This window comes from Roseinatronobacter alkalisoli, assembly GCF_028745735.1.
In the GTDB taxonomy this organism is placed as follows: Bacteria; Pseudomonadota; Alphaproteobacteria; order Rhodobacterales; family Rhodobacteraceae; genus Roseinatronobacter; species Roseinatronobacter alkalisoli.
In genome coordinates, this window is sequence record NZ_JAQZSM010000038.1 from 1 (window position 1) to 21,718 (window position 21,718).

20 protein-coding genes and 1 pseudogene are annotated in these 21,718 nt (G+C 57.9%); 10 read left to right on the top strand and 11 right to left on the bottom strand.

Annotated elements, in window-relative coordinates; genetic code table 11:
* The 3 genes and pseudogenes from PUT78_RS20915 to tnpC all read left to right on the top strand — a co-directional run.
* A partial coding sequence (locus tag PUT78_RS20915) for a tyrosine-type recombinase/integrase (RefSeq protein WP_274354197.1) occupies positions 1-434 on the top strand: 434 nt, incomplete at its 5' end.
* A 212-nt stretch (positions 435-646) separates the two neighbouring features.
* Entirely contained in the window at positions 647-1,201 is a 555-nt protein-coding gene (locus tag PUT78_RS20920) for a tyrosine-type recombinase/integrase (RefSeq protein ID WP_274354213.1), read from the top strand.
* A pseudogene (gene tnpC / locus PUT78_RS20925) lies at positions 1,122-2,678 on the top strand (IS66 family transposase); the annotation flags it as partial. The gene PUT78_RS20920 and the pseudogene tnpC, both read left to right, overlap by 80 nt.
* A gap of 321 nt (positions 2,679-2,999) precedes the next feature.
* Here the strand turns inward: tnpC and PUT78_RS20930 are convergent.
* Complete coding sequence (locus PUT78_RS20930) at positions 3,000-3,305, bottom strand: transposase (protein WP_274354198.1); 306 nt, start codon at positions 3,303-3,305, stop codon at positions 3,000-3,002.
* A 66-nt stretch (positions 3,306-3,371) separates the two neighbouring features.
* On the opposite strand from PUT78_RS20930, the gene PUT78_RS20935 reads away from it, so the two are divergent.
* The gene (locus PUT78_RS20935; RefSeq protein ID WP_274354199.1) at positions 3,372-3,689 is read left to right on the top strand and encodes a transposase; all 318 of its coding nucleotides are present in this window, start codon (positions 3,372-3,374) and stop codon (positions 3,687-3,689) included.
* Between the two features lie 24 nt (positions 3,690-3,713).
* On the opposite strand, the gene PUT78_RS20940 is transcribed toward PUT78_RS20935, so the two are convergent.
* Positions 3,714-4,739 carry a LacI family DNA-binding transcriptional regulator gene (locus PUT78_RS20940; RefSeq protein WP_274354200.1) on the bottom strand — a complete coding sequence of 342 codons (1,026 nt, stop codon included), beginning with the start codon at positions 4,737-4,739 and terminating at the stop codon, positions 3,714-3,716.
* Positions 4,740-4,882: 143 nt separating this feature from the next.
* On the opposite strand from PUT78_RS20940, the gene PUT78_RS20945 reads away from it, so the two are divergent.
* The 4 genes from PUT78_RS20945 to PUT78_RS20960 are packed head-to-tail and all read left to right on the top strand — an operon-like array spanning position 4,883 to position 8,304.
* Complete coding sequence (locus PUT78_RS20945) at positions 4,883-5,941, top strand: fatty acid desaturase family protein (RefSeq protein WP_274354214.1); 1,059 nt, start codon at positions 4,883-4,885, stop codon at positions 5,939-5,941.
* A gap of 24 nt (positions 5,942-5,965) precedes the next feature.
* Positions 5,966-6,274, top strand: coding sequence for a MocE family 2Fe-2S type ferredoxin (locus PUT78_RS20950; protein WP_274354201.1), 309 nt, complete (start codon positions 5,966-5,968; stop codon positions 6,272-6,274).
* 3 nt (positions 6,275-6,277) lie between these two features.
* Entirely contained in the window at positions 6,278-7,486 is a 1,209-nt protein-coding gene (locus tag PUT78_RS20955) for an NAD(P)/FAD-dependent oxidoreductase (RefSeq protein ID WP_274354202.1), read from the top strand.
* A 17-nt stretch (positions 7,487-7,503) separates the two neighbouring features.
* On the top strand, positions 7,504-8,304 hold the full coding sequence (locus tag PUT78_RS20960) for a 3-methyl-2-oxobutanoate hydroxymethyltransferase (RefSeq protein WP_274354203.1): 801 nt from the start codon (positions 7,504-7,506) through the stop codon (positions 8,302-8,304).
* Between the two features lie 32 nt (positions 8,305-8,336).
* Here PUT78_RS20960 and PUT78_RS20965 read toward each other — a convergent pair whose 3' ends face one another.
* Positions 8,337-9,290 (bottom strand): ISKra4 family transposase, encoded by a 954-nt coding sequence (locus tag PUT78_RS20965; RefSeq protein WP_274354215.1) that lies wholly within the window; start codon positions 9,288-9,290, stop codon positions 8,337-8,339.
* A gap of 426 nt (positions 9,291-9,716) precedes the next feature.
* Between PUT78_RS20965 and PUT78_RS20970 the strand changes: the two genes are divergently transcribed.
* On the top strand, positions 9,717-11,750 hold the full coding sequence (locus PUT78_RS20970; protein WP_274354204.1) for an RHS repeat domain-containing protein: 2,034 nt from the start codon (positions 9,717-9,719) through the stop codon (positions 11,748-11,750).
* Here PUT78_RS20970 and PUT78_RS20975 read toward each other — a convergent pair.
* The 8 genes from PUT78_RS20975 to PUT78_RS21010 all read right to left on the bottom strand — a co-directional run bounded on the left by PUT78_RS20975 (position 11,681) and on the right by PUT78_RS21010 (position 21,033).
* Complete coding sequence (locus PUT78_RS20975; protein ID WP_274354205.1) at positions 11,681-12,634, bottom strand: sugar-binding transcriptional regulator; 954 nt, start codon at positions 12,632-12,634, stop codon at positions 11,681-11,683. The genes PUT78_RS20970 and PUT78_RS20975 overlap by 70 nt on opposite strands.
* 37 nt (positions 12,635-12,671) lie before the next feature.
* Positions 12,672-13,679, bottom strand: coding sequence for a hypothetical protein (locus PUT78_RS20980; RefSeq protein ID WP_274354206.1), 1,008 nt, complete (start codon positions 13,677-13,679; stop codon positions 12,672-12,674).
* Positions 13,680-13,683: 4 nt separating this feature from the next.
* Positions 13,684-14,769: an ABC transporter ATP-binding protein gene (locus tag PUT78_RS20985; RefSeq protein ID WP_274354207.1), complete on the bottom strand. Its 1,086-nt coding sequence runs from the start codon at positions 14,767-14,769 to the stop codon at positions 13,684-13,686.
* Positions 14,770-14,778: 9 nt separating this feature from the next.
* Entirely contained in the window at positions 14,779-15,594 is an 816-nt protein-coding gene (locus PUT78_RS20990; RefSeq protein ID WP_274354208.1) for a carbohydrate ABC transporter permease, read from the bottom strand.
* Entirely contained in the window at positions 15,582-16,454 is an 873-nt protein-coding gene (locus PUT78_RS20995) for a carbohydrate ABC transporter permease (RefSeq protein WP_274354209.1), read from the bottom strand. The genes PUT78_RS20990 and PUT78_RS20995 overlap by 13 nt, the downstream gene beginning before the upstream one ends.
* Positions 16,455-16,524: 70 nt before the next feature.
* Positions 16,525-17,802, bottom strand: coding sequence for an ABC transporter substrate-binding protein (locus tag PUT78_RS21000; protein WP_274354210.1), 1,278 nt, complete (start codon positions 17,800-17,802; stop codon positions 16,525-16,527).
* A 40-nt stretch (positions 17,803-17,842) separates the two neighbouring features.
* Positions 17,843-19,333, bottom strand: a complete 1,491-nt coding sequence (locus PUT78_RS21005; protein WP_274354211.1) for an FGGY-family carbohydrate kinase — start codon at positions 19,331-19,333, stop codon at positions 17,843-17,845.
* Positions 19,330-21,033 carry a glycerol-3-phosphate dehydrogenase/oxidase gene (locus tag PUT78_RS21010; protein WP_274354212.1) on the bottom strand — a complete coding sequence of 568 codons (1,704 nt, stop codon included), beginning with the start codon at positions 21,031-21,033 and terminating at the stop codon, positions 19,330-19,332. Before PUT78_RS21010 ends, PUT78_RS21005 begins: the two co-directional genes overlap by 4 nt.
* A 448-nt stretch (positions 21,034-21,481) precedes the next feature.
* On the opposite strand from PUT78_RS21010, the gene PUT78_RS21015 reads away from it, so the two are divergent.
* A partial coding sequence (locus PUT78_RS21015) for a hypothetical protein (protein ID WP_420793539.1) occupies positions 21,482-21,718 on the top strand: 237 nt, incomplete at its 3' end.

Consider the following 21,718-nt stretch of genomic DNA (forward strand, 5'->3'; position numbering starts at 1 on the left):
TCCAGGACATCGATTGGCGTTCGGGAACCCTGCGGGTCAAGGGCAAGGGACGATCCGAGTCTCTTTTGCCTCTACCGCAGGATGCTGGCGATGCTGTTCTATGCTATCTGAATGACGCTCGGCCAGCTGTTGATGACGACCGCATGTTCCTGACAGCAACCGCGCCATTTCGGCCGTTTTGTGGTTCTCCGTCTATTTCTCAGATCGTTTCTCATGCTTTGACGCGTGCTGGCATTGAGGATCCGCCATCACGCGGTGCGAACTTGCTACGCCATTCAGCAGCCACGCACCTGCTCCGAAGCGGTGCCACTTTACAGTCGGTTGGCGCGCTTTTGCGACACAAGTCCGTGGAAACCACGGTCCTATACGCCAAAGCCGATATCACCATGCTGGAGCGGATCGCGCAACCGTGGCCGGGAGAAGTGTCATGCTGACCGACGATCTTTCGCGCTACGTCGCGCTTCACGAGACGATGGGTTTCAAATTCCGAACACAACGGCTCTTGCTGCGCATATTCGTGTCCTACGCTGAGCGTCACGGCGACAGTATGATCAAAAGCGATCGTGTCATCGCATGGGCAATCCAAGCACCTTCTCCCGAACAACGACGCAACCGGCTGCTAACGGTGCGCCGGTTCGCGATCGCGATGCACGCCGAAGATCCCGGCCATGAAGTGCCAGCGGCTGACGCGTTGGGTCGAGGGTTATTTCGACGAAAGCAGCCATATATCTATTCGGCTGACGAGATTGAGGCCCTTATGGTCGCGGCGGCTTCGCTTGGTCCGATCGGCACGCTTCGACCGCTTACTTATTACACATTGTTTGGGTTGCTCGCCGCGACCGGAATGCGGATATCCGAAGCTCTGGCTTTACGACTTGGCGATGTCACCGAAGACGGACTGGTCATCGCCAGCACCAAGTTCAAGAAGAGAAGGCTTGTTCCGATCCACAGTACGACCCGTGCAGCAATCGATCGTTATCTCTCCGCTCGTTTAGCAATCATCGGGGCGGAGACTAACGCACTGTTTTTATCCAACGAAGGTACTCCGCCGCGCTATGACACAGTCAGTGGGGTCTTCCGGAAAATTTCGCGCCAGATCGGGTTGAGGGGTGCTCCGGGACAGCCGGGCCCGCGCCCTTGCCTCCTGCACGGAAGCGATGATCCAGGAATTGAAGCTGGAGATCGCAAAGCTGCGGCGTGACAAATACGGCATTTCCTCGGAACGTCGCGCGCGACTGATTGATCAGCTGGAGTTGCAGCTTGAGGAATTAGAAGCTGCCGCCACTGAGGATGCGTTGGCGGCTGAACAGGCAGCGGCGCAGGATAAGACCGGCACCGTGCGCGCCTTCACGCGGCGCAAGCCTGTGCGCAAACCCTTCCCCGAGCATCTGCCGCGCGAGCGTGTGGTAATCGAGGCCCCGACCAGCTGCACCTGCTGCGGCTCGGACCGGATCGTGAAGATGGGCGAGGATATCACCGAGACGCTGGAGGTCATCCCGCGCCAGTGGAAGGTGATCCAGACCGTCCGCGAGAAGTTTACTTGCAGGGCATGCGAGAAGATCAGCCAACCACCGGCCCCGTTCCACGCCATTCCGCGTGGATGGGCTGGGCCACAGTTGATTGCCATGATCGCTTTCGACAAATACGGACAGCATCAGCCGCTGAACCGGCAATCCGAGCGCATTGCGCGCGAAGGCATTGATCTCAGCCTGTCGACTCTGGCTGATCTGATCGGCCATGCCTGTGTGGCGCTGGCCCCGATCTATGCACTGATCGAGCGTCACGTGCTGGAAGGGGCGCGCCTGCATGGCGATGATACGACGGTGCCGCTTCTGGCACGCGGCGGCACCAAGACTGCGCGGCTGTGGACTTATGTGCGCGATGACCGACCGTGGGATGGCGGCACGCCGCCTGCTGCCCTGTTCAAGTTCTCGCGCGATCGCCAGATGATCCACCCCAACAAGCATCTCGCAGGCTGGCAGGGCGTTTTGCAGGCCGATGCCTATAGCGGCTATAACGATCTGTATCTGGCTGACCGCAGCCCCGGCCCTGCGCGCAGCGCGCTCTGCTGGAGCCACGCGCGGCGCAAATTTTTTGAGCTGGCCGACATCGCGGGCAACGTGCGCAAGAACAAGCCCGCCCATGACATCTCGCCCGTCGCACTGGAGGCGGTGAAACGGATTGACGCGATCTTCGATATCGAGCGCGAGATCAATGGTATGGATGCAGATGCCCGCCTTGCCGTGCGGCAGGCGCGATCCCGGCGGCTGGTCGAGGAACTGCATACCTGGCTTCTGGAAGAGCGCGCGCGAATGTCGAAACACAACAGCGTCGCCAAGGCCATCGACTATCTGATACCGCCCAAAGGCGAGCGGTGGGGCGCCTTCACCGCTTTCCTCGATGATGGGCGCATCTGCCTGACCAACAACGCCGCCGAACGCGCCCTGCGAGGCATCGCATTGGGCAGAAAATCATGGCTCTTTGCGGGGTCTGAACGCGGCGGCGAACGCGCGGCCTTAATGTATACACTCATCATCAGTTGCAAGATGAACGACATCGACCCGCAGGCCTGGATGGCCGATGTCCTGGCCTGTATGCCGAACATCACCGTGTCACGCTTGCCCGAGTTGCACCCATGGAACTGGAAGGCCAAGCAGGAAGCCGTCAAGGCCGCGTGACCACGGCCCTCGCAGGATGCTTACCGAGCATCCTCTCCATGAGCCGGATCTTCGCCTCCTTCATGTCCAACCGACAAGCTCGAAGCCTTGGTGGCAGCAAGTTCCCCAACCCAGCAGCCGGGTACGTTCTCGCCGCCAGACAAGCTCATTGCCATGTTGAAGGAGACACGCCACTCAAATTATGCTGAGTAAAGACCTGCCGGTTTCTAAGCGATCTTTGACAGGGTCGTTCGGGACTCCACATAATCAGGGCCGCCGCATAACGCCGCATGTCCGTCACTCCGCCCGCGATCCAGACCTTGGTGCCAGCCGGCAACGCGATCATGCCGGATCCAGCGCCTGCACAAGGCGCGTCAGCGCCACCGGATCGATTGTCGCCGCGACCGAAAGGCGCCTGCCGTTCAGAAGCGTGATCTCTGCCCGCTCGACCGAAGGCGACGCAGGCGTCGGCTTCGGCGCAGGTGGTTCCGTTGGCACATCAGGGGGCGTGAGTATTACCGGCATGAACCGCAACGGTGATGCATCGCCCGCAAGTTCGCCGTTGCGATACTGACGCCGCCAGCGCACCAGCAGCGTTCGACCAATATCATGGCGACGCGCTGTCTCGGCGTAAGCGTGTTCTGACACCCACCTTCCAGGTTTTGCCCTGAGCTGCGATCTCCCGCCTGATGGAAATCGGGATGGAGTTTCGCGATGGCGACTACGGATGAGTTTCTCCGTGGCTATGGGGTAGATATCCGCTCGAACGGTCAGCGGCGCTGGCCGGATGAGGTGAAAGCACGGATTGTGGCAGAGACGCTGGAACCGGGGGCCACGGTGAATGAGGTTGCGCGTCGATACGGGTTGCGGGCCAATCACCTGTCAGAGTGGCGTGGTCGTGCGCGGCGCGGCAAGCTCGTCCTTCCGGCGGTTCCAGACGATGATGGCCTGTGCTTCGCGCCGGTTGTTCGTAAGCGCAGTCCCCGTCCCATTGATGTTTTCAGTATCGGAGCAGTTAGTGGCACTATTTAAAGTTTCTGAGCGGCGTAATTGTTCTTAGACAGACTCTGGAACCCATATCATCGGATCGAACAAGAATGCTCGACCTTGTGCATGCTCTCTTGTTTGCGCAGCCAGCAGCATCTTGTCGACAAGCGCTTCGGCCAGATTCGCAATAGGCGTTGCGATAGCCATCAATGCATAGCGGTCTTGTAAGGCTGCGCGGCTTTCTAGTGTGAGCTCATTCACAATCAACGCTACCTTATTCGGTGGTCGCACTTCCCGCAGCGCTGCAATGGCTCCCTCCATGCCGCCCCCCGCAACGTAAATTCCACGCAGGTCGGAATGAGTGTCGAGCAAGTTGAGCGTTGCTTCATAGGTCACTTGTCGGGTCTCAAGATTAACAAGTGTGTCCAAGACCGTGACTAAGGGAGCATACTCCCGCAAGGCACTGCGAAACCCGGTCTCACGCAAGGCGTGTCCATGCCACCGATTGCCCCCGACGAACACCGCCGCACGTCCCCCTTGCTGCAATCGTTGCGCCATCATCCAACCTGCAATCCGGCCTACGCGTAGATTATCAAGCCCGAAATAGCCTAGATGTGCTTCGCGGCCGAAATCGTTGAGGAGCGCGAAGAGCGGCAGTCCTTGTTGGATCAATTTTGCACCAAAACGGGCTACTTTCGCATGTGTAACTGCCGAAGTGGCCAAGGCTGCACAGGTCTCACCAAGAGCCGCCAATTCGGCGCAAAAATCGTCAGGTGCTTGAGATGCAGCGTATCTAAATTCTGGTGTGATGGCAAAATCGTCGCGGGATTTGCACGCGTCCTCAAGGGCGCGTGTCAGGTTGCGGTAGAACTCCTGCCCGCCTTTATGCAGCACGAAACCTAACCGAACCGAGCGGAGTGACTTCGGAGCTGGCTGAATGCGGAAATCCCGAAAGCCGATCTCCGCAGCCGCTTCCTGGATTCGCAAGAGGCTTCTAGCTGACACATTGCCTCGTGAGTGAAGCGCGCGATCGATTGTGGCCAAGCTTACTCCTGCTGCTCGGGCCAGGTCGGCAAGTGTCGGATTGCGGGACATGATTTATTCACCTCATTTGCCTCCTCATGATTGAGGCAATTTGAGGTATCTGCAAGCTGGAATTCTGGAGCTTTGGTCTGAACGCGATAATCTGATTTTGAGATTCGGGTTTGGAGGAGCCTATGGCACACAGAGATTATTCCATGTTGGGCGCGGATGCCAAACGTGCGGTCGAGACCGGACTTGCTGCAGCGGAATGGTATCACACGGACATTCCCAGGAAGCAGATGAAAGACCTCATGCGTCGCGACGATGGCCCTGCCATTCGTGACACAATCATTCTCTTCGGATCGATGGTGGCGCTCGCTGGCATTGGTATCGCGCTTTGGCCATCGATATGGTCGCTACCTTTTTGGCTGGCCTACGGCGTGCTTTATGGATCCGCGATGGATTCGCGCTGGCATGAGTGCAGCCATGGGACCGCTTTCAAGACCCGCTGGATGAACGATGTGATTTATCAGATCGCGAGCTTCTGCATGGTCCGCAATCCGCATGCATGGCGCTGGAGTCATACCCGCCATCATACCGATACGATCATTGTCGGTCGCGATCCGGAAATCGCTATTATGCGCCCGCCCGAATTTGCTCGGCTGATCGCGAACTTCTTCGGTCTGGTCGATGCATGGAATGGTTGGATCCGTATGCTTTACAACGCCACTGGCCGAGTACACCCCGAAGAGGCATCCTACATTCCTGAGGCAGAACAGCACAAGGTTATCCGCGTAGCGCGCATCTGGGTGGTAATCTATGCATCGGTCATCGCACTGGCATTTGCCATGGGATCGATCCTGCCGCTGATGGTGATCGGACTACCGAGACTATACGGCGCGTGGCACCATGTGATGACGGGACTTCTGCAGCATGGCGGGTTGGCGGATAATGTGATCGACCACCGGTTAAATTCACGGACAGTCTACATGAATCCGATCAGCCGCTTCATCTACTGGAACATGAATTATCATGTCGAACATCACATGTTTCCGATGGTGCCCTATCACCGACTCCCCGAATTGCATGAAGCAGTGAAGCATGACCTTCCATTGCCTAATTCCTCGATTGCACAGGCGTTCGCGGAAATGTGGCCCGCGCTGCGGCGGCAGCTGAAGAACGAAGATTTCTTTCTGAAACGCGATCTGCCCGCCACTGCAAAGCCTTATCGTGAAGATTTCCATCATGCGGCATTGGGAACCGCTGCTGAATGACACTTTCTTTGGGAGGAGAGACTTATGCCTTGGATTGATGCCTGCGCCACTGATGACATAGAAACTGAAGACCTGATCCGTTTCGATCATGATGGGCGGACCTTTGCGATCTACCGCAGCCCCGATGACGAATTTTTCTGCACTGATGGCCTCTGCACTCATGAACAAGTGCATCTCGCTGACGGGCTGGTGATGGACTATGAGATCGAATGTCCCAAACACAATGCCACTTTCGACTATCGCACGGGTGAGGCGAAGCGTGCACCGGCCTGCGTGAACCTGAATACATATCCGGTCAGGACCGAGGGCGGGCGCGTCCTGATCGAGGTCTGACCGATGACGGGTATTGTGATTGTTGGCGCGGGCGAGTGTGGAACGCGCGCTGCGCTCAGTGCGCGCGAGGCTGGCTTTGAGGGGGCCATTACGCTGTTCGGGCAAGAGGGTGGTATGCCTTATGAGCGGCCGCCCCTGTCCAAGTCGGATGCAGGTGCTGTAGTTCGGCGCGCGATCTGCACTGAGGATACTCTGGACAAAGCTGGAATCGAATATCGCCAGAATATCGCAGTGACAGCCATCAGTCCTGAAACCAGTCGGCTGTCACTATCAGATGGTAGCGATGCCAGCTATACGCGCTTGCTTCTCGCAACAGGGGCGAGCCCGCGCCTGCTGGATTGTATTGGCAGCGAACATGCGCAGGTTCTGCGCAGCTATGAGGATGCACGGGCCATCTTCTCGAAGGCTGTTACGGGTAAATCTGCGGTCATAATTGGTGCGGGTTTGATCGGGCTTGAACTGGCCGCGAGTTTACGCAAGCTCGGCATGAGCGCCTGCGTGCTGGAGCTAGGTCCAAGGGCACTAGGCCGCGCGGTCCCTGAAATCCTGGCAAACAGGCTGGTCCTGCGACACCGTGCCGAGGGAGTGAATTTTCGTTTCAATTGTCAAATTGATGCAATCGCCTCTGATCATATCCTGCTTGCCGGGGGTGAATGCTTGCCTGCGGACCTGATCATCGCAGCCATCGGTGTGACGCCGGAGACGGAACTGGCGCGGCAGGCGGGCCTCGACTGCAACAATGGTATCTGCGTCGATGACCAGTTACGCAGTTCGGCGCCGGATATTTTCGCAGCGGGGGACTGTGCCGCTTTACGCAGACCAGATGGTACTATTCAACGGTTTGAAACCTGGCGCAATGCTCGCGATCAAGGTGATCTTGCTGGGCGCAACCTCGCCGGTGCAGAAGCACGATTCTCGGCCCTGCCGTGGTTCTGGTCGGACCAGTATGATCTGGGCTTGCAGGTTGTCGGCGATGTCTCAGGCGCACCTTCTGCAAGACGCACAATTTCACCTGACAATGATATCTTGTTCTGGCTTGACGCGGACGGACGTCTCATCGGGGCCGCGGGTCTGGGGACTGGCCGCAGCGCGGCAAAGGATATCGCACTTGCCGAGCGGCTGATTGAAGCGGGCGTCTCTTCTAGCTCCGAGGTGCTCAGCGACTGCACGCACAACCTCAAATTCCTGCTGAAGTGCGCCAAGGCTGCGTGAACAAAAAGGATGGCTCCATGACCTTTATATCCAAACGACCGACAGTGGTCGATATTCGGGCACTGAAGGGTAAACGCCAACTGACCATGCTGTATGTCGAAACTGTCGAGGAAGCTTCTGCAGCTGCAGAAGCCGGGATCGACATGTTGTCCATCATCGCACCCCTCTGGACCCCTGAAATGCGTGCGGCTGCCGGAAATTGTTTCGTGCAGGTCGGGCTGCTTTACGGGCAATTAATCACGCAGGAAGACTATCAGCGCGCGGCACATGCCGCGATGCAGCTTGGCGGTGATTGCGTTTATTGCGCGTCCTCCCTTGGTACGGTCAAGGCATTGGCCGATGATGGTATTCCGGTCGTCGGCCATGTCGGGCTTGTACCGTCCAAGGCCACCTGGACCGGCGGTTTCAGGGCTGTTGGCAAGACGGCGGAAACAGCGCTTGCGGTCTGGCAAAATGTGCAGGCCTTGGAAGCTGTCGGGGCCTTCGGGGCCGAACTGGAAGTTGTCCCCGACCGCGTGGCAGCAGAAATATCACGCCGGACATCGCTTGTTACGTTGGGCATGGGGGCCGGCTCCGGTGCGGATGCGCAGTATCTTTTTGCCGAAGACGTGCTGGGCTGCACGCGCGGGCACAAACCCCGTCACGCAAAGACCTATGCAGATTTCGCCACCGAATATGCGCAGTTGCAGCAAAAGCGGGTCAGCGCATTCGGTGCGTTCAGGCGGGATGTGAACAGCGGCGCGTATCCTGCACCGGAACATACCGTAACGATTGATGATGCGGAATATCAACAGTTTCTGACCATTTCAGGTGTCTGATGCTTGAATGGGGAGTGGACGGAACATGGTGGTCATGCGGCGCGTTTTCTGTTTGCGACGGTCAGCCGACCATCGAGAACTGCGGCCCTTGTGACGGCTACTCGGTGAGCCCCTTTGGGCGACCACCGCATCCTTCTGCGCTTTCCCATGCGGGCATTGGCAATGTCATCGACTGATCCTTCGGCACGAGATGACGAGATGGGCAGCCCGTTACGGTACCGCCGGCCATAGTCGACGAGGGATTCCATGTTGTTTGCGAGATAGGTGTATAGTGTCTCGCATCGGGCCTGCACACGAGCGGCAGCGGTGCGGACAGCCAGAGGTTCTTCCGCAAGGCGGGTGCTATCGTGCATGAGCCCCTTCAGATAAGTTTCCGCGATCCGTGCTCTGCCATGCCAAAGCCACCAGCGGAGGCTTTTCGCGGGGCGCTGGAACAGCACCGGAATTCCAGTGAATCCCGGTATCTGGACCAGACCCTGAACGGCGGCCTCGACATGCCGAATGCGCATCGAGATGTGCCACCAGTCGAGGATATGCTTCACTTGGCCGTCGCCACCGATGGCATTCCGTATGAGGTTCGGGAGAGCAAGCTCGCCGTCAGAGATTACCGTCAACAGACGGCCCTGCTTCCATCCAAAGTCTGACAGCTCTTCTCGCATACGGCTGCCTGGTGATGCCGTCGCATTGGCGACCAAGCCAAATCGTCGGCACATATTGCGACTTTCAATCTTGCCGACCACAAGATCCAAGTGTCGCTGCTGATACTCCGGTCGACAGCGGATATGCGCACCGTCCAGAAAAACTGTCAAACCACCTTTGGGCGCGGCTTCAACGGGATCGCCTGATGCCCTTCGACTTTTCTCGAGCCCCGTGGCTACCCTTCCCAACCGGTTACGCACCGTGGTGTGATGGGGCGGATGGCAGGGGTGTTTCGGACGGGCGCGAAGGGCCTGGCGGGCTGGACTTCGACTACACCACCTTCCAATACGCGAATTCGACCAGCTCGGTCATGCCCCGTGCCATCGGAACATCGCATCCCGATAGTGTTGGGGATTATGCGATCTCCCGGCCGACAAGTTCCACCAGCGTTGTAACAAACCCGCTTGGGTTGGATACAACCTACTCTTTCAGCATGATCGGAGGACAGCCGCGCGTCACACAGATCGAAGGGGAGGCAACCACTTACTTACTGCCTTCCGACCGAGCAGACCTTCAACTACACACCCAATACCGGCGCACCCGAAGGCTATGTCTATGAGGCGACCAACCGCAACGGGTCCGTCACCGAATATGAGCGGGACGCGAGGGGTCTGGTCCTGACCCAGACTGAGGATGCCACTGGCACAAATCCGCGAGTTACGACCTGGACCTGGCACAGCACACTGCGTCTGCCGCTGACGCGCGCCACCGAAATGATGGAAGAAGCATTCACCTATGATTCCAGCGGACAGCTCAGCTCATATTCGCAGACCGATGTTCTGACCGGCAGCCCGAACTTCAACGACACCCGCACCTGGAGCTATGATTATACAACCCTTGCCTCGGGGTTGCAGGTGCTGACCAGCATTGACGGGCCGGGCACCGGCACGGTGGAGGATGTGACCACACTGGTCTACACACCGGAAGGCAGGCTGACAGACATCATCGACCCGAACGGCCTTCTTATCGAAATTCTCGAATACAACGAACAGGGTCTGCCGAGCTACATCTGTGATGTCCACGGTTTCATGTGGCGTCTCGCCTATGACAGTCAGGGCCGGTTGATCGAGGCTGAATTCGAACCCGATACGACCCATTCTGAAACTCTCAGCTTCACCTACGATCTGGCCGGGCAGATGCTCAGCGCCACCGATGCGCGCAACCGCACCTGGTCCTTTGAATACGATCTGGCCCGCAGGTTGGTCGCGATCGAGGCCCCCGCAGGTGAGACGATCAGTTTCTCCTATGATGCGATGAACAACGTTACCGAAACCCGCTTCTCCAATGCGGCATCGGCGACCACCTTCCTGCAGCAGGCCAGTTTTGACGAGCTTGGTCGGCTGTTGCAAGGCCTCGGCGCCTTGGGTCAGGTCAACAACTATTCCCATGACGTCGAGGATCTGCTCAGCGAGGTCAGCGATCCGCTGAACTTCACCACCAGCTTTGACTACGATCCGCTGCTTCGGCTGGCCGAGATGACGGACCGGGAGAGTTTCGTTACTGCCTATGCCTATGACGACGGCGACAACCTGACCGCCTATGAGGACGAACGGGAACTGGTCACCACTTTCGCCTATAATGGTTTTGGCGAGGTGGTGCAGGAGACCAGCCCTGATCGCGGCACCTGGAACTACAGCTACGATCTGCGCGGTCTGGTCACGTCCGTGACAGACGGGCGTGGGACGGTCAGCAATTATGCCTATGACAACAGTGGCCGCATCGTCAGCCTGACCTTTCCCAGCCAACCGGCGCTCGACCAGACCTATACCTACCACACCGCGTCAGGAGCGTCCTGGAATTTCGCCCGCCTTGCAGCGGTCGAAGATAAAGCAGGGGAGACCGGGTTCGAGTTCTCGCCCCAGACCGGGGATATCGCATCAGAAACCCGCATCCTCGACGGTGTGAGCTACGAGGTCAGCTATGACTACTTCGTCCGAGGCGAGATCAGTCGGATCACCTATCCCAGCGGCGGGCAGCTGAATTTGAGCTACGACGACAATGGCGCGCTTCTGGCCCTGGAATGGGAAGGGATCGACCCGCTGACCAGCACACTTTTGCCGCCGCAGGTGGTGATCGAGGACATCGCCTATGTCCCCTTCGGCGAGTTGCTGGGTGCGAGTTATGGTGATGGCGGGGCGTTCACGGCAGGCTATGATCTGTCCTACCGGCTGACCGCGCAACAGGATGTACTCGCAAGCGTGGATCTGCGCGATGTCAGCTATGCCTGGACGCTACGCGACGATCTGCTCAGTGTGACCGATAATCTCATCTACGCCAATGATGAGGGTTACACCTATTCGCCGCGCCAGCAACTGGCCTCGGCCGAGGGGCCATGGGGTGAACTGGCCTGGCTCTATGACGGGGTTGGCAACCGGACCCTGGAAAGTCTCGATACCGGCGGCGGGCCGGTGAGTGATACATATTCCTACCCGGCGGGCAACAACCGGCTCCAGTCGATCGCTCTGGGCGCGGGTGGCAGCCGCAGCTATACGCATGACGCGATGGGCAATGTCACGGCTGACAACCAGACAGGACAGAACGGCATTGCCAAGTTGTTGTCCGCTGGGTGCGGTGGTCTGTGCCTCGTGCATTCATGCGGTCATTTCACGGGTATAGCCTGCGAAAGAACCAGTTTCGCCCACCCCCTCGCACACCTAGTCGCTACCCTTCGGTCGGCTCATGCCGATCCCGCGTCGCGCAGCAGTGCCTCTGCCAGAGGGGCGTCCAGCGCGACATGCATGGCATAGCCACCTGTCAAAGCCGCCCGGGTGGCATCAAGCTTGGAGAGGCCCGAAACGACCAGCAACCCTTCCATCTTGCGCAGTGCCGCAAGGTCGGCCCCGATCATCCGTTGGTCAAGTTCACCGATGAGCGGGGTACCATATTTGTCAATGAACCGGCCAATGATGATGCCAACTGCGCCTTTGGCGGCATAATCTGAAATATCCTGCTCTGTTGCCAGATTGAACTGGACAACATGCGTGTCAAATGTGCAGGGACTCAAGGAAAAAATGGCCTTGTTACAGTCGCTCAGCAGGTCAATCTGCTCGGCGATGATCGGCTCGGCGCGCAGGCGATCCGCAAGATCGGCTGCGGTGCAGACCGCCGGAGCATTCAGATTGACGCAATGCGCAGACAAGCGTCTGGCGATCTCGGTGGTGCAGCTTTCGCAGGTGGGCAGCAGGGGGTTGGCCAACGAACCGATAAGTTGACGCACGACCAGCCCTTCAACCGGCCACCATGGAACGCGCTCTGAGACGAACGACACGGTCTGCCCCCAGCTGACCCCAAGCGTATCGCCTGACTTCACGAAATCCGGCAGGAACTGGGCTGCGGCCTCGCAGACTTGCAGCGCGGTATCGGCTTCGTTGGGTTCGTCCGGGATGACCAAGGCACTTTCCAGCCCGTACCTTTCGCAAAGTCTGTCGGCCAGATCATTGATGCGAAAATGCGTGCCCTGAATTTTTACACCGACGATCTGGCGTTCTCTGGCAAGCCGAAGATAAGTAACAACAGTGGGTCGGGACATGCCCATGCGCGTCGCTATCTCGGCCTGATTCAATCCCTTGATATAGTAAAGCCATGCGACTTCGGCGACGATCTTATCAGAGGGGTGATTAGCTCGAACCATCGAAAGTCTCTCTTCTTTGGCCGCAATTCAGTTCCGGTCAGACGGTGTTGCGGGTAATGTCGTGGCGCAAGACATCAGCAGTAACCTGCAGGTCTTCGTCAAGGGAACGATCAGATATTTTCTTTGACCTGGCAAGGTCGGCATGATAGCCGCGCACAGCTTCTTCAGGGGTGACCTCGGAATCTGCGACACGGCGCATCCATGCAATCAGGCAACATTGATCTTCGGCCTGATTGATCTTGCGCCCGAAAAGCGCGATCCGCGCACCGTGCCGTTCGGATTGGGCGATCAACTCGAACGTGTCGCGATGGGTTGCGCCCGCACCACCAAGCACACCGATCACCATTGAGGGGTCGTGTCGGGCAAGCTGCTGCAGTGCCTCTGGCCCGTTGTAATTGACCTTCAGAAACTCCGGGCGTTCCGCTGTGGTCAGGCTGGCCAGCAAGCGGATAATACTGTCGGTGACGAAGGCACCAAGATCATTTCCTGCAACCGCGTCAGCACGATTGGGATTGAACACTTCCAGAAAGTGCTTCACACGCGCTGTGCGTGCCTCGCGGCGGAAAGTGGCGTAGGCTTCAAGGGCGCGGGCATCAGACTCTGTGTCGTTGTTAAACGTCACCGAATACAGGCACAGATTTCCCGGTGCGAAGTCCAGATCGGCCCCTCTGAATGGGCGCGAGGGGGTGGCTGCATAGCTGCCACCGCGAATATTACCCCACACACAGGTAGTTTCGTTGCCGCGAAAGGCAGGCTGGATGGCACGCCCGTCAAACGCACGGCTTTGGTGCAGTGCCTCAAGATTGCCTGCCGAAGTCAGCATGATATCGACCACATCCTGGTCGATTACGGTGCGGATTTGCTTCAGAAATTCCGGGCGCGTGCGCGGGCCGACAGGGCGGCCATCGGCGGCGCGCGCGGCACCTGTTGCATGCACACCGCCGGTAACGTCTGAATCCTTGGCATCAGCGATCATGAAATCGCCTTTTCGATAACTACCTGCGCGCAAACGGGCGAGTTTGCCAGCATAACGTGTTCCGGTCATTCTGTCAGTCCTTGCGCAGGCTTCGCCCCGTTTCCGGGTCGAAGACGTGAATATGATCAGGTGCGATGGAGAAAGTCACAGGATCCCCGGGGGAAAGGCTACGGAAATCCTTGGTCACAAAAGACACTTCCGCTCCCGCGACATTTGTGATGACTTGCCCCTCGGCGCCCATGTTTTCAACCAGAACCACGGTTCCGTGGATGGCGTTGTGGCTATTTTGCCCGCACAGTTCCATGCGCGCAGGACGCAGGCCAAGTTCCACCTTCTGACCCGCTACCAGATCAGGAAAACTGTGTGGCGAAAGCGTTAACGTCAGACCTCCACCGCTGGCGCAGAGTTCATCGCCTGCCCGGATTTCGGCGCGGACAAAGTTCATTGCCGGTGTGCCTATAAAATCAGCCACGAAACGCGATCTGGGGCGTTCAAAGATTTCGTCCGGCGTGCCCATCTGCTCGATTTGCCCATCACGCATCAGCACGATGCGGTCGGCAATAGTCATTGCTTCAAGCTGGTCATGTGTCACGAAGATCGTCGTGGTCTTCAGTTGCATGTGAATTTTGCGGATTTCGGTGCGCAGCTTCTCGCGCAGTTTGGCGTCGAGATTGGACAGTGGTTCGTCGAAAAGGAACACTTTGGGTGTCTTTATCATGGCGCGCGCCATGGCGACGCGCTGCTGCTGTCCGCCTGAAAGGTTCTTGGGGCGCCGTTCAAGAAATGGCGTTAACCCGAGAAGATCTGCGACTTGTTTCAGGCGCGGCGCGATTTCAGCGCGGCTGTTGCCCTGACGGCGCAGGCCGAAAGTTATGTTGTCCGCCACGGTCATGTGCGGGTATAGAGCGTAGCTCTGAAACACCATTGCCACGCCGCGTTCGCCCGGCGGCAGATCAGTAACGTCAGTGCCGCCAATGGCGATGTGCCCGGCACTTACCTCTTCCAGGCCCGCGATCATGCGCAGCATGGTTGATTTCCCGCAACCTGAGGGGCCGAGGAAGACCACGAATTCGCGATCCGAAATTTCGAGGTTCAGCCCCTCAATCACCGGATGGGCACCGTAGGATTTCACGATGTTCTTGCAGGTAATATTCGCCATTGAAGTGTCCTATTTCGGGCCGCTTCGGACCATGGAGTTCAGAAGGCCCATCAGCAGGCCAATGAATACAAGCGGTGGCAAGACAAGCACCACTGTGGCCGCGTTGATCACGCCCCAGGGCACCTCTTTACCAAGTGAGGTTATGGATGCTGCTACTACCGGCAAAGTGGCTTTCTGGGCGGCCAGCGTCAAAGCAAGCAAAAGTTCGTTCCAGACCAGTACGAAGGTAAAGACGAGGGCTCCGAAAAGCGAAGGGGCTGCTACTGGCAGCGAAAAGCGCCAGAATATTTCGGCAGGACCGCAGCCCTCCATTGCAGCGGCTTCCTCTATCTCGCGGGGGACCCGTTCAAAGGCCGGAACAGCGAGCCAGATGATGGTTGATACTGTCGTGATGAGATAGACTAGGACAAGGCCAAAAAGCGTGTCATAGATGCCAAGATCCAGATAAAGCACGATAAATGGCAGTGCGATTGCGACTGGCGGCATGAAGCGCAGGGACAGCACGAAAAACTGTACGTCATCGCCCCATTTGCGGGCGTAGCGCGCCAACGTGTGTGCTGCAGGAATGCCCAGCACCGCGCCGACCAGTACCGCCGCAGATACCACGACAGCAGAATTCAATAGACCGTCGCGGATAGTGGGATTGCGCAGGATGGTCGCGAAATTGTCCAGCGTTGGTGTGAAAAGAATCTTTGGTACCGGGGTCACAATATCGCGCAGGTCTTTAAATGCGCTCAGCACCGTCCAAAGGATTGGCCCCAACGCCACCAGGAGCAGAAACGCCAGCAGCGCCCGGACAGCAACGGAGGAAATCAGTTTGTCCATTTCTTCCCCGCTTTCCAGATTATAACGAAGGCCATTGTGGTCACAATCAGCAACAAAACCGACATGGCAGAAGCATATGAAATGCGCCCCCCCATATTGATCCCCATCTGATATGCATAAAGATCCAGTGTTTCGGTTGCAGTTCCCGGTCCGCCGCCTGTCATGACGAAGATAAGGTCAAACGATCGCAAGCTTTCCACCGCTTTAACCAGTGTCAGTGAAATCAACGGTCCCTTGAGCATCGGCAATGTGACATAGGCGTGGATTTCCCAGGTCCGGGCGCTGTCCAGTTTCGCCGCCTCGATAGGTTCGCGTGGCAAAGTTTCCAGAAGTTTCAGCAAGATAACTGTGAAGAACAGCCCCCATTGCCAGATGTCTACCACCGCAACCGAAATCAGCGCCAGGGATGGGTTGGCGAGAAATTCTACGGGGCCGATTCCGACCAGCCCGCATAGGTAATTGATAACACCAAGAGATGGTGAATAGAGAAAGCGCCAGATGAAGGCTGCGGCGACCCGTGGCAGCAATACGGGCACAAGAAAAGCAAAACAGATCAGGTTGCGCCATAGTGGTTTCTTCACGGTCTCGAAGATCAGCACGGCCAGTAACACGGCAAGGGTCAGCGTCCCGATAACAGTGATGGCTTCCCAGATGATCGAATTTTCCAGCGCATTGAAGAAACGCCGGTCGCGCAAAAGACGCAGAAAGTTATGAAGCCCGACGAATTCATAGTCTGCCGATCGCAATGTCCGGTTCATGACCGAGAACCATATGGCCCCGGCTATCGATACAAGCGCCAGCGTCGCCAACAGGCCGATCGCCGGGATGAGGGTCAGGGTGACGAACCGTTTCCGGGTCATGCTCTATCCTTCATGAGAAGTGATGTCCGGTGCGCCAGCTGTTTCTGCGCACCGGAACGTGAAGGCTACGCTATTTCAGCCCTGCAAGGCTGTCTTCGGCAAAGAACGCCGCCTCATCAAGCACAGCCTGAACATCGGTGCGAGTGCCTGCGAAAATTTCTTCAAGCGCAAGTCCCAACGTGTCGCCGATCTCAGGCCAGACCGGGCTGGCCATGATCAGCAGGTCTGTTTTCGGTCCGGTTTCAAGCAGTGCGTCGATATATTCCTGCGGCACCAATGCCTTGAACGCATCGCTTTGCAGCGTCGATACGCGTCCGATATCTGATGCGATACCGGCCTCCAGGCGTTGCTGTTCCATTTCTTTGGATGTTGCCCAGCCGACGAAATCACCTGCCACAACCTGTATGCAGCCTTCAGCGGCGCCGACCGTCGATACCGCCCAGCCATGCGCCCAACCTGCCGAAGGTAGCGGATCGGGGGGTGGTGCATAGCCCACCTTGCCAACGACGCTGGATTTTGCGACGTCTTCCATCCATGGGCCGAATACATCGGATTCGATCAGGATCGCCACTTGTCCGCTGCGGAATGCCTCGACCGAATCTGACCAGTTGAACGTCGCAATGCCCGGCGGGGCATAAGCCATCAGGTCTTTGTAAAGTTCGGTCGCTGCAACCCCTGCAGGACTATTGAACGCAGGCATTCCGTCATCGATCCATTCGCCGCCCAAGGCGCGGAAGAAGGGAGTCCAACGCCACACATTCATCCCCGAACCGCGCTGCCCCCGTGCGGCCCAGCCATGCGCCCTGTTATCGGCCGCATCCAGCAACTTGATCGCCGCGACCATGTCATCCAGCGTGCGCGGCACTTCCAGCCCGGCTTCTTCCAGCAGATCCTTACGATACATCATCACATCGCCGCCGCCGACGAAGGGCGCGAAATATTGCGTCCCGTCGATTGTGGCCACATTGCGCAGATCCGTGCGGAAATCTGCTAGATCGTAGCTTTCGGGGACCACATCCGCCAGAGGATACACCCACCCGGCCGAAACATATTCGGCCAGATTTGCCTCATCGACATACATTACATGATAAGATCCTGCCCCGGTTGAAGCATCGAGCCGCGCCCGTGCGCGACGTTCGTTTTCGCCAAGCAGGGTGATCCTGACCTCGGTGTCCCATTTCGCGTTGAATTCCGATAGCCGATTGCTCAGCTCGGTGACGGCGGGCATACCTTGTCCGATCACGTTGAGTGATGACACTTGCCCCTTGCAGGCCATTTCGTCCTGTGCGTGTGCTTGCACGGCCAGCGTACAAAACACTGTTCCCAATAGAAAAGTCTTAACTTGCATTGATCTTCCTCCCTTGATTACTGATTGTGCCCTTTCCGCCTCAGGGGGCGGTCGTCTTCAATTGTGCCGCGATACCTTCGTCCAGCAGGCGGAACTTCTTGAATCTGTCATCATAGAAATCGGCCAGCGCCGGATCAGGCGTGTAGCGCCGCGCCGCGCCGGTCATCTGGCTTGACGCTTCAGCAAGATCGCCATAGGCGCCACAGGCGACGGCTGCACAGATTGCGGCCCCCAATGCGCCCACCTCGGGCGCGCGCACTGCCTCAACGGGGCGCTGGCAGATATTGGCGAAAATCTGTGCCCAGACCGGAGACTTTGCGCCGCCGCCAGCAAGACGGATCGTTGGCGGAAAGGGGCGACCAGCAAGGGCCACTGCTTCGTCGGCGTGACGCCGGGCCTGAAACACAACGCCTTCGTAGATGGCAAGTAACATCGTGCCAAGATTGTCAGCCGCCGACATGTCCACAAATCCACCGCGCCGAGGTTCGGGGCCGAAAATGTAGGGAAGGAACTGACAGCGCCGCGTTGTGACAGGGCAGGCGGCAACCAGTTCATTGGCAGCACTGACAGAGAGTTGGCCACGCATGACATGGTCCAGAAACCACCCCAGATTGGCCGCAGAACTGGGGCTTCCTTCGGCGATAAGCCTGCTACCGCCGCTGCGATAAAGCATATTGAGGATTGGCACACCCGTGCCTTCGTTTCCGGTGGGTCCGGTTTCCAGACAGTTGATCGACCAAGTTCCTGCAATCATTGTCAGAAACGCTGCGTTGAAACTTCCCGCGCCCAGCGTACAGGCCGCGACATCCATCATCGACCCTGCAACAGGTGTCCCTTCAGGCAGGCCGGTTTCTTCGGCTGCACGGCGCGACACGTGCCCGGCAATCGCATCACTGTAAACGATGGGTGGCAGGCGGTGCACATGCGCGCTCAGGCCAAGTTGCTCAAAGACAGACAGGGCATAGCCGCCTGATTGCAGGTCCATCATGCCGCCGCCGCTGGCGTCAGTGGAGTCGGTAAATGCCGCGCCAGTCAGACGCAGGCGGATCAGATCCTTGCATGCCAGCGCCCAGCGGGTACGCGCCATAACTGCGGGTTCGGTGCGGGCAAGCTGGGCCAACTGCATCAGAGTTTGCCCGCCCCAGATGCGATGGCCCGTTATGGCCGAAATCCCGGCGGCCTGATTCGTCGCCATCAGTTCGTCCACGAGGGGTTGCGCCCGGTGGTCAACGGAAACAATGCCTGCGCGTGTCCCGTTACCGGCATCATCGACCAGAAAGATGCCGTTGCCGAAACCTGTGCAGCCGACACCCAGGATTTTGTGCCCTGCACAAGCGGTCATAAGCCGGCGCAAAGCCAGAACGATGCCGTTCCAGAACGATTCCACCTCGCGTTCGGCCCTGCCATCAGCATGGTGGATGGTTTCTACCGCAGCAGTTTCAGTGGCAACAGCTATGCCTCTCAGGTTAAAGGCCACAACTTTGACAGTGGTGCCGCCCGCATCGATGGCAATTAGCAGATCATCGCTCATGCCGCCAACTCCTTACGGAGCGCGCGCTGTCCCATCAGCCGCGGATCGCGCAGTGCCGTCTGGATTTCCTGTGCGAGATCATGTTCCGAACGCCCGGTTTCCTGATACAACAGCGCCGCCAGATCTTTCAGTGTTGCGTGTTGCAACCCATGCCCGAATGTCAGACGAGAACGGCGCAAGGCCAGATCCTCAAGCCGCATTGCACCACGCGCGCGGATGGCCCAGATCATCTCGCCGCGGCAATAATCCGGTGCCCCGGCAAGCGCAGCGGCGCCTTCGCCTGTGCATAGTGGCGCAACATCGCGCGCCAGCGCGCCATAGCGCTGAACAAGCCTGTCTGCCACGTCCTGCGTGATACCGGTCTGGGCGATGATGTCCTGTGGTGTGCAGCGCGCGGCACCAGGGTACTGGCGTGCGGCGGTGGAGTTGCTGCGCTCGCGCCCAAGTTCCCTGAATATCCTGTCGCCAGCACTCTCGGCAAAGGCGCGAAAAGTCGTCCATTTTCCACCCACCAAAGATAGCACAGGGACGGGCAGATCGGCGAACTGATCTTCCTGAATAACATGGTCACGGGCAGCACTGGTTGCAGAACCGGAACTACGCCGCAGCGGGCGAATACCTGTGGTCATGGAGATAATCTGATCCCCGGTCACCGCTATATCAGAAAAAAGCCCATCGATCGCGCGGAGCAGGTAGCCAATCTCGTCCTCGGAAATGCTGCGGTCTTCCGGCTCGGATGTGTCTACCTCAGTGGTGCCCACCAGCACATTCCGGCCGACGGGCAAAGTGATAATCATGCGTCCTGTGCCGTCATCGAAATAGAATGCCCTTCCATCCATCCGTGTACTTAATGCAGGGTTGTTAAGGACAATATGCGCCCCCTTGACCCCCCGCAGATAGGATGTCCTGCCCCCGAGTTGCGCATTCACATGGTCAATCCATGCGCCGGTTGCATTTACGACAAGCTTTGGCGTGATGCGGAACACCTCTTTTCCGAAAACGTCGTGAACCTGAAAGCTTGAACCATCTCGTTGCCAGGAAACATGGTTCAGCGCGGCGACCTTCGCGCCCTGCGACATTGATTCTGCGATCATCTCAAACATCAGCCCTTCAGGCTGGGTGATCTGACCATCACAATACGTCACAAGCGCACGGGTGCCGGGATGCAGGCCCTGCGGGAAACGGGTCTTGCGCAAAATCATCTTGTGAGCGGGAAGCGGATGCTCTTTTCGCCCGTAAGCTTCATACAGACGCAGCGCCCCTACAAGCGCCGCGAGTGACAATGGTCCGCTCTTGTTTGACAATCCCAGAAAACGCGCGACAGAACCGGGAAAGCCCGCAACCAGATTGCGTAGTGGAACGACGATCTCCAGTGGCTTTACCAGATGTCCGGCATGAGCAATCAGCCGGTTGCGCTCTCTGGCAGATTCCGCAACCAGCCCGAATTCACGCCCCTCCAGATAGCGCAATCCACCATGCGCCATGCGGCTGGAAGCGCTGCTGGCACCAGCGCAGAAATCATTGGTTTCCAGAAGCGCGCATGACAGGCCGTTCAGCGCAAGTTCCCGCAGGGTCGCGACACCGTTTACACCACCACCCAAAATCAGGACGTCGATTTCGGGCATGGTGGCTAGACGGGCTTTTGCCAGTTCACGCAACGAGGTGCGCATTGGTGACATGGGTGAAGGCAGTGTGTTCATGAAAGCGAACCAACACATAAATTGATCTTTTGTAAATAGCATTTTATTAATGTTAAACTAAAGTCGTAGATATTCTCCTGTCATGTGTGTTCTTTCTTGTTGCTTCCTGAAGGCCCCTATCAGCAATTTCTGCGGTCAGAATCACGTCCGGTCAGGTTGCGGTCCGGGGTGCCGGCGGGTAGGAAGTGCGAATAAGCATCTTGCGCTTGTTGGCTATGCCGACCCCAATCTGCGCGATGCGCTGAAGGGGCTCTGTTGATGGCATGGATGCCCCCTCCCGACGGCATCACAATATGCCAAGGTGATGTTTGTTGAAGGCATCACAAAAGGAGAGAGCATCCATGTCACTGTACCCTCATAAATCAGATTCTGCGGATTCGCGGGGGAGTGGTCAAAACTTGGTGGTCGGCGTGGTAGAGTAAGGTTTTGGAACAAGGCGGGACCCCCCATGGATGTAAGCATTTTTGTCGAGACGACGTTTGGCGATGGAGAAACCAAGAGGCACAGTATCGGTCGACTTCGCCGTGCACCGGACGAGTTTGGTTCCGAGAATTTGGAGGCGTTGTTGCGCAACTCATGCCTGAGGCATGATGGCCCCTCTCCCCGTCGGCGTCAGGCCACGCGAACGATCTCAGCGGTGCCGAGCGCATTGAAGCGGTTGATGAGGGCAATGCGGATCTGGATT

Bases quoted from the DNA above. Each gene is read 5' to 3' on its own strand.
- PUT78_RS20920 (WP_274354213.1), top strand. From the start codon at position 647: ATGCACGCCGAAGATCCCGGCCATGAAGTGCCAGCGGCTGACGCGTTG.
- PUT78_RS20935 (WP_274354199.1), top strand. From the start codon at position 3,372: ATGGCGACTACGGATGAGTTTCTCCGTGGCTATGGGGTAGATATCCGC.
- PUT78_RS20940 (WP_274354200.1), bottom strand. From the start codon at position 4,739: ATGTCCCGCAATCCGACACTTGCCGACCTGGCCCGAGCAGCAGGAGTA.
- PUT78_RS20945 (WP_274354214.1), top strand. From the start codon at position 4,883: ATGTTGGGCGCGGATGCCAAACGTGCGGTCGAGACCGGACTTGCTGCA.
- PUT78_RS20950 (WP_274354201.1), top strand. From the start codon at position 5,966: ATGCCTTGGATTGATGCCTGCGCCACTGATGACATAGAAACTGAAGAC.
- PUT78_RS20955 (WP_274354202.1), top strand. From the start codon at position 6,278: ATGACGGGTATTGTGATTGTTGGCGCGGGCGAGTGTGGAACGCGCGCT.
- PUT78_RS20960 (WP_274354203.1), top strand. From the start codon at position 7,504: ATGACCTTTATATCCAAACGACCGACAGTGGTCGATATTCGGGCACTG.
- PUT78_RS20970 (WP_274354204.1), top strand. From the start codon at position 9,717: ATGATGGAAGAAGCATTCACCTATGATTCCAGCGGACAGCTCAGCTCA.
- PUT78_RS20975 (WP_274354205.1), bottom strand. From the start codon at position 12,634: ATGGTTCGAGCTAATCACCCCTCTGATAAGATCGTCGCCGAAGTCGCA.
- PUT78_RS20980 (WP_274354206.1), bottom strand. From the start codon at position 13,679: ATGACCGGAACACGTTATGCTGGCAAACTCGCCCGTTTGCGCGCAGGT.
- PUT78_RS20985 (WP_274354207.1), bottom strand. From the start codon at position 14,769: ATGGCGAATATTACCTGCAAGAACATCGTGAAATCCTACGGTGCCCAT.
- PUT78_RS20990 (WP_274354208.1), bottom strand. From the start codon at position 15,594: ATGGACAAACTGATTTCCTCCGTTGCTGTCCGGGCGCTGCTGGCGTTT.
- PUT78_RS20995 (WP_274354209.1), bottom strand. From the start codon at position 16,454: ATGACCCGGAAACGGTTCGTCACCCTGACCCTCATCCCGGCGATCGGC.
- PUT78_RS21000 (WP_274354210.1), bottom strand. From the start codon at position 17,802: ATGCAAGTTAAGACTTTTCTATTGGGAACAGTGTTTTGTACGCTGGCC.
- PUT78_RS21005 (WP_274354211.1), bottom strand. From the start codon at position 19,333: ATGAGCGATGATCTGCTAATTGCCATCGATGCGGGCGGCACCACTGTC.
- PUT78_RS21010 (WP_274354212.1), bottom strand. From the start codon at position 21,033: ATGAACACACTGCCTTCACCCATGTCACCAATGCGCACCTCGTTGCGT.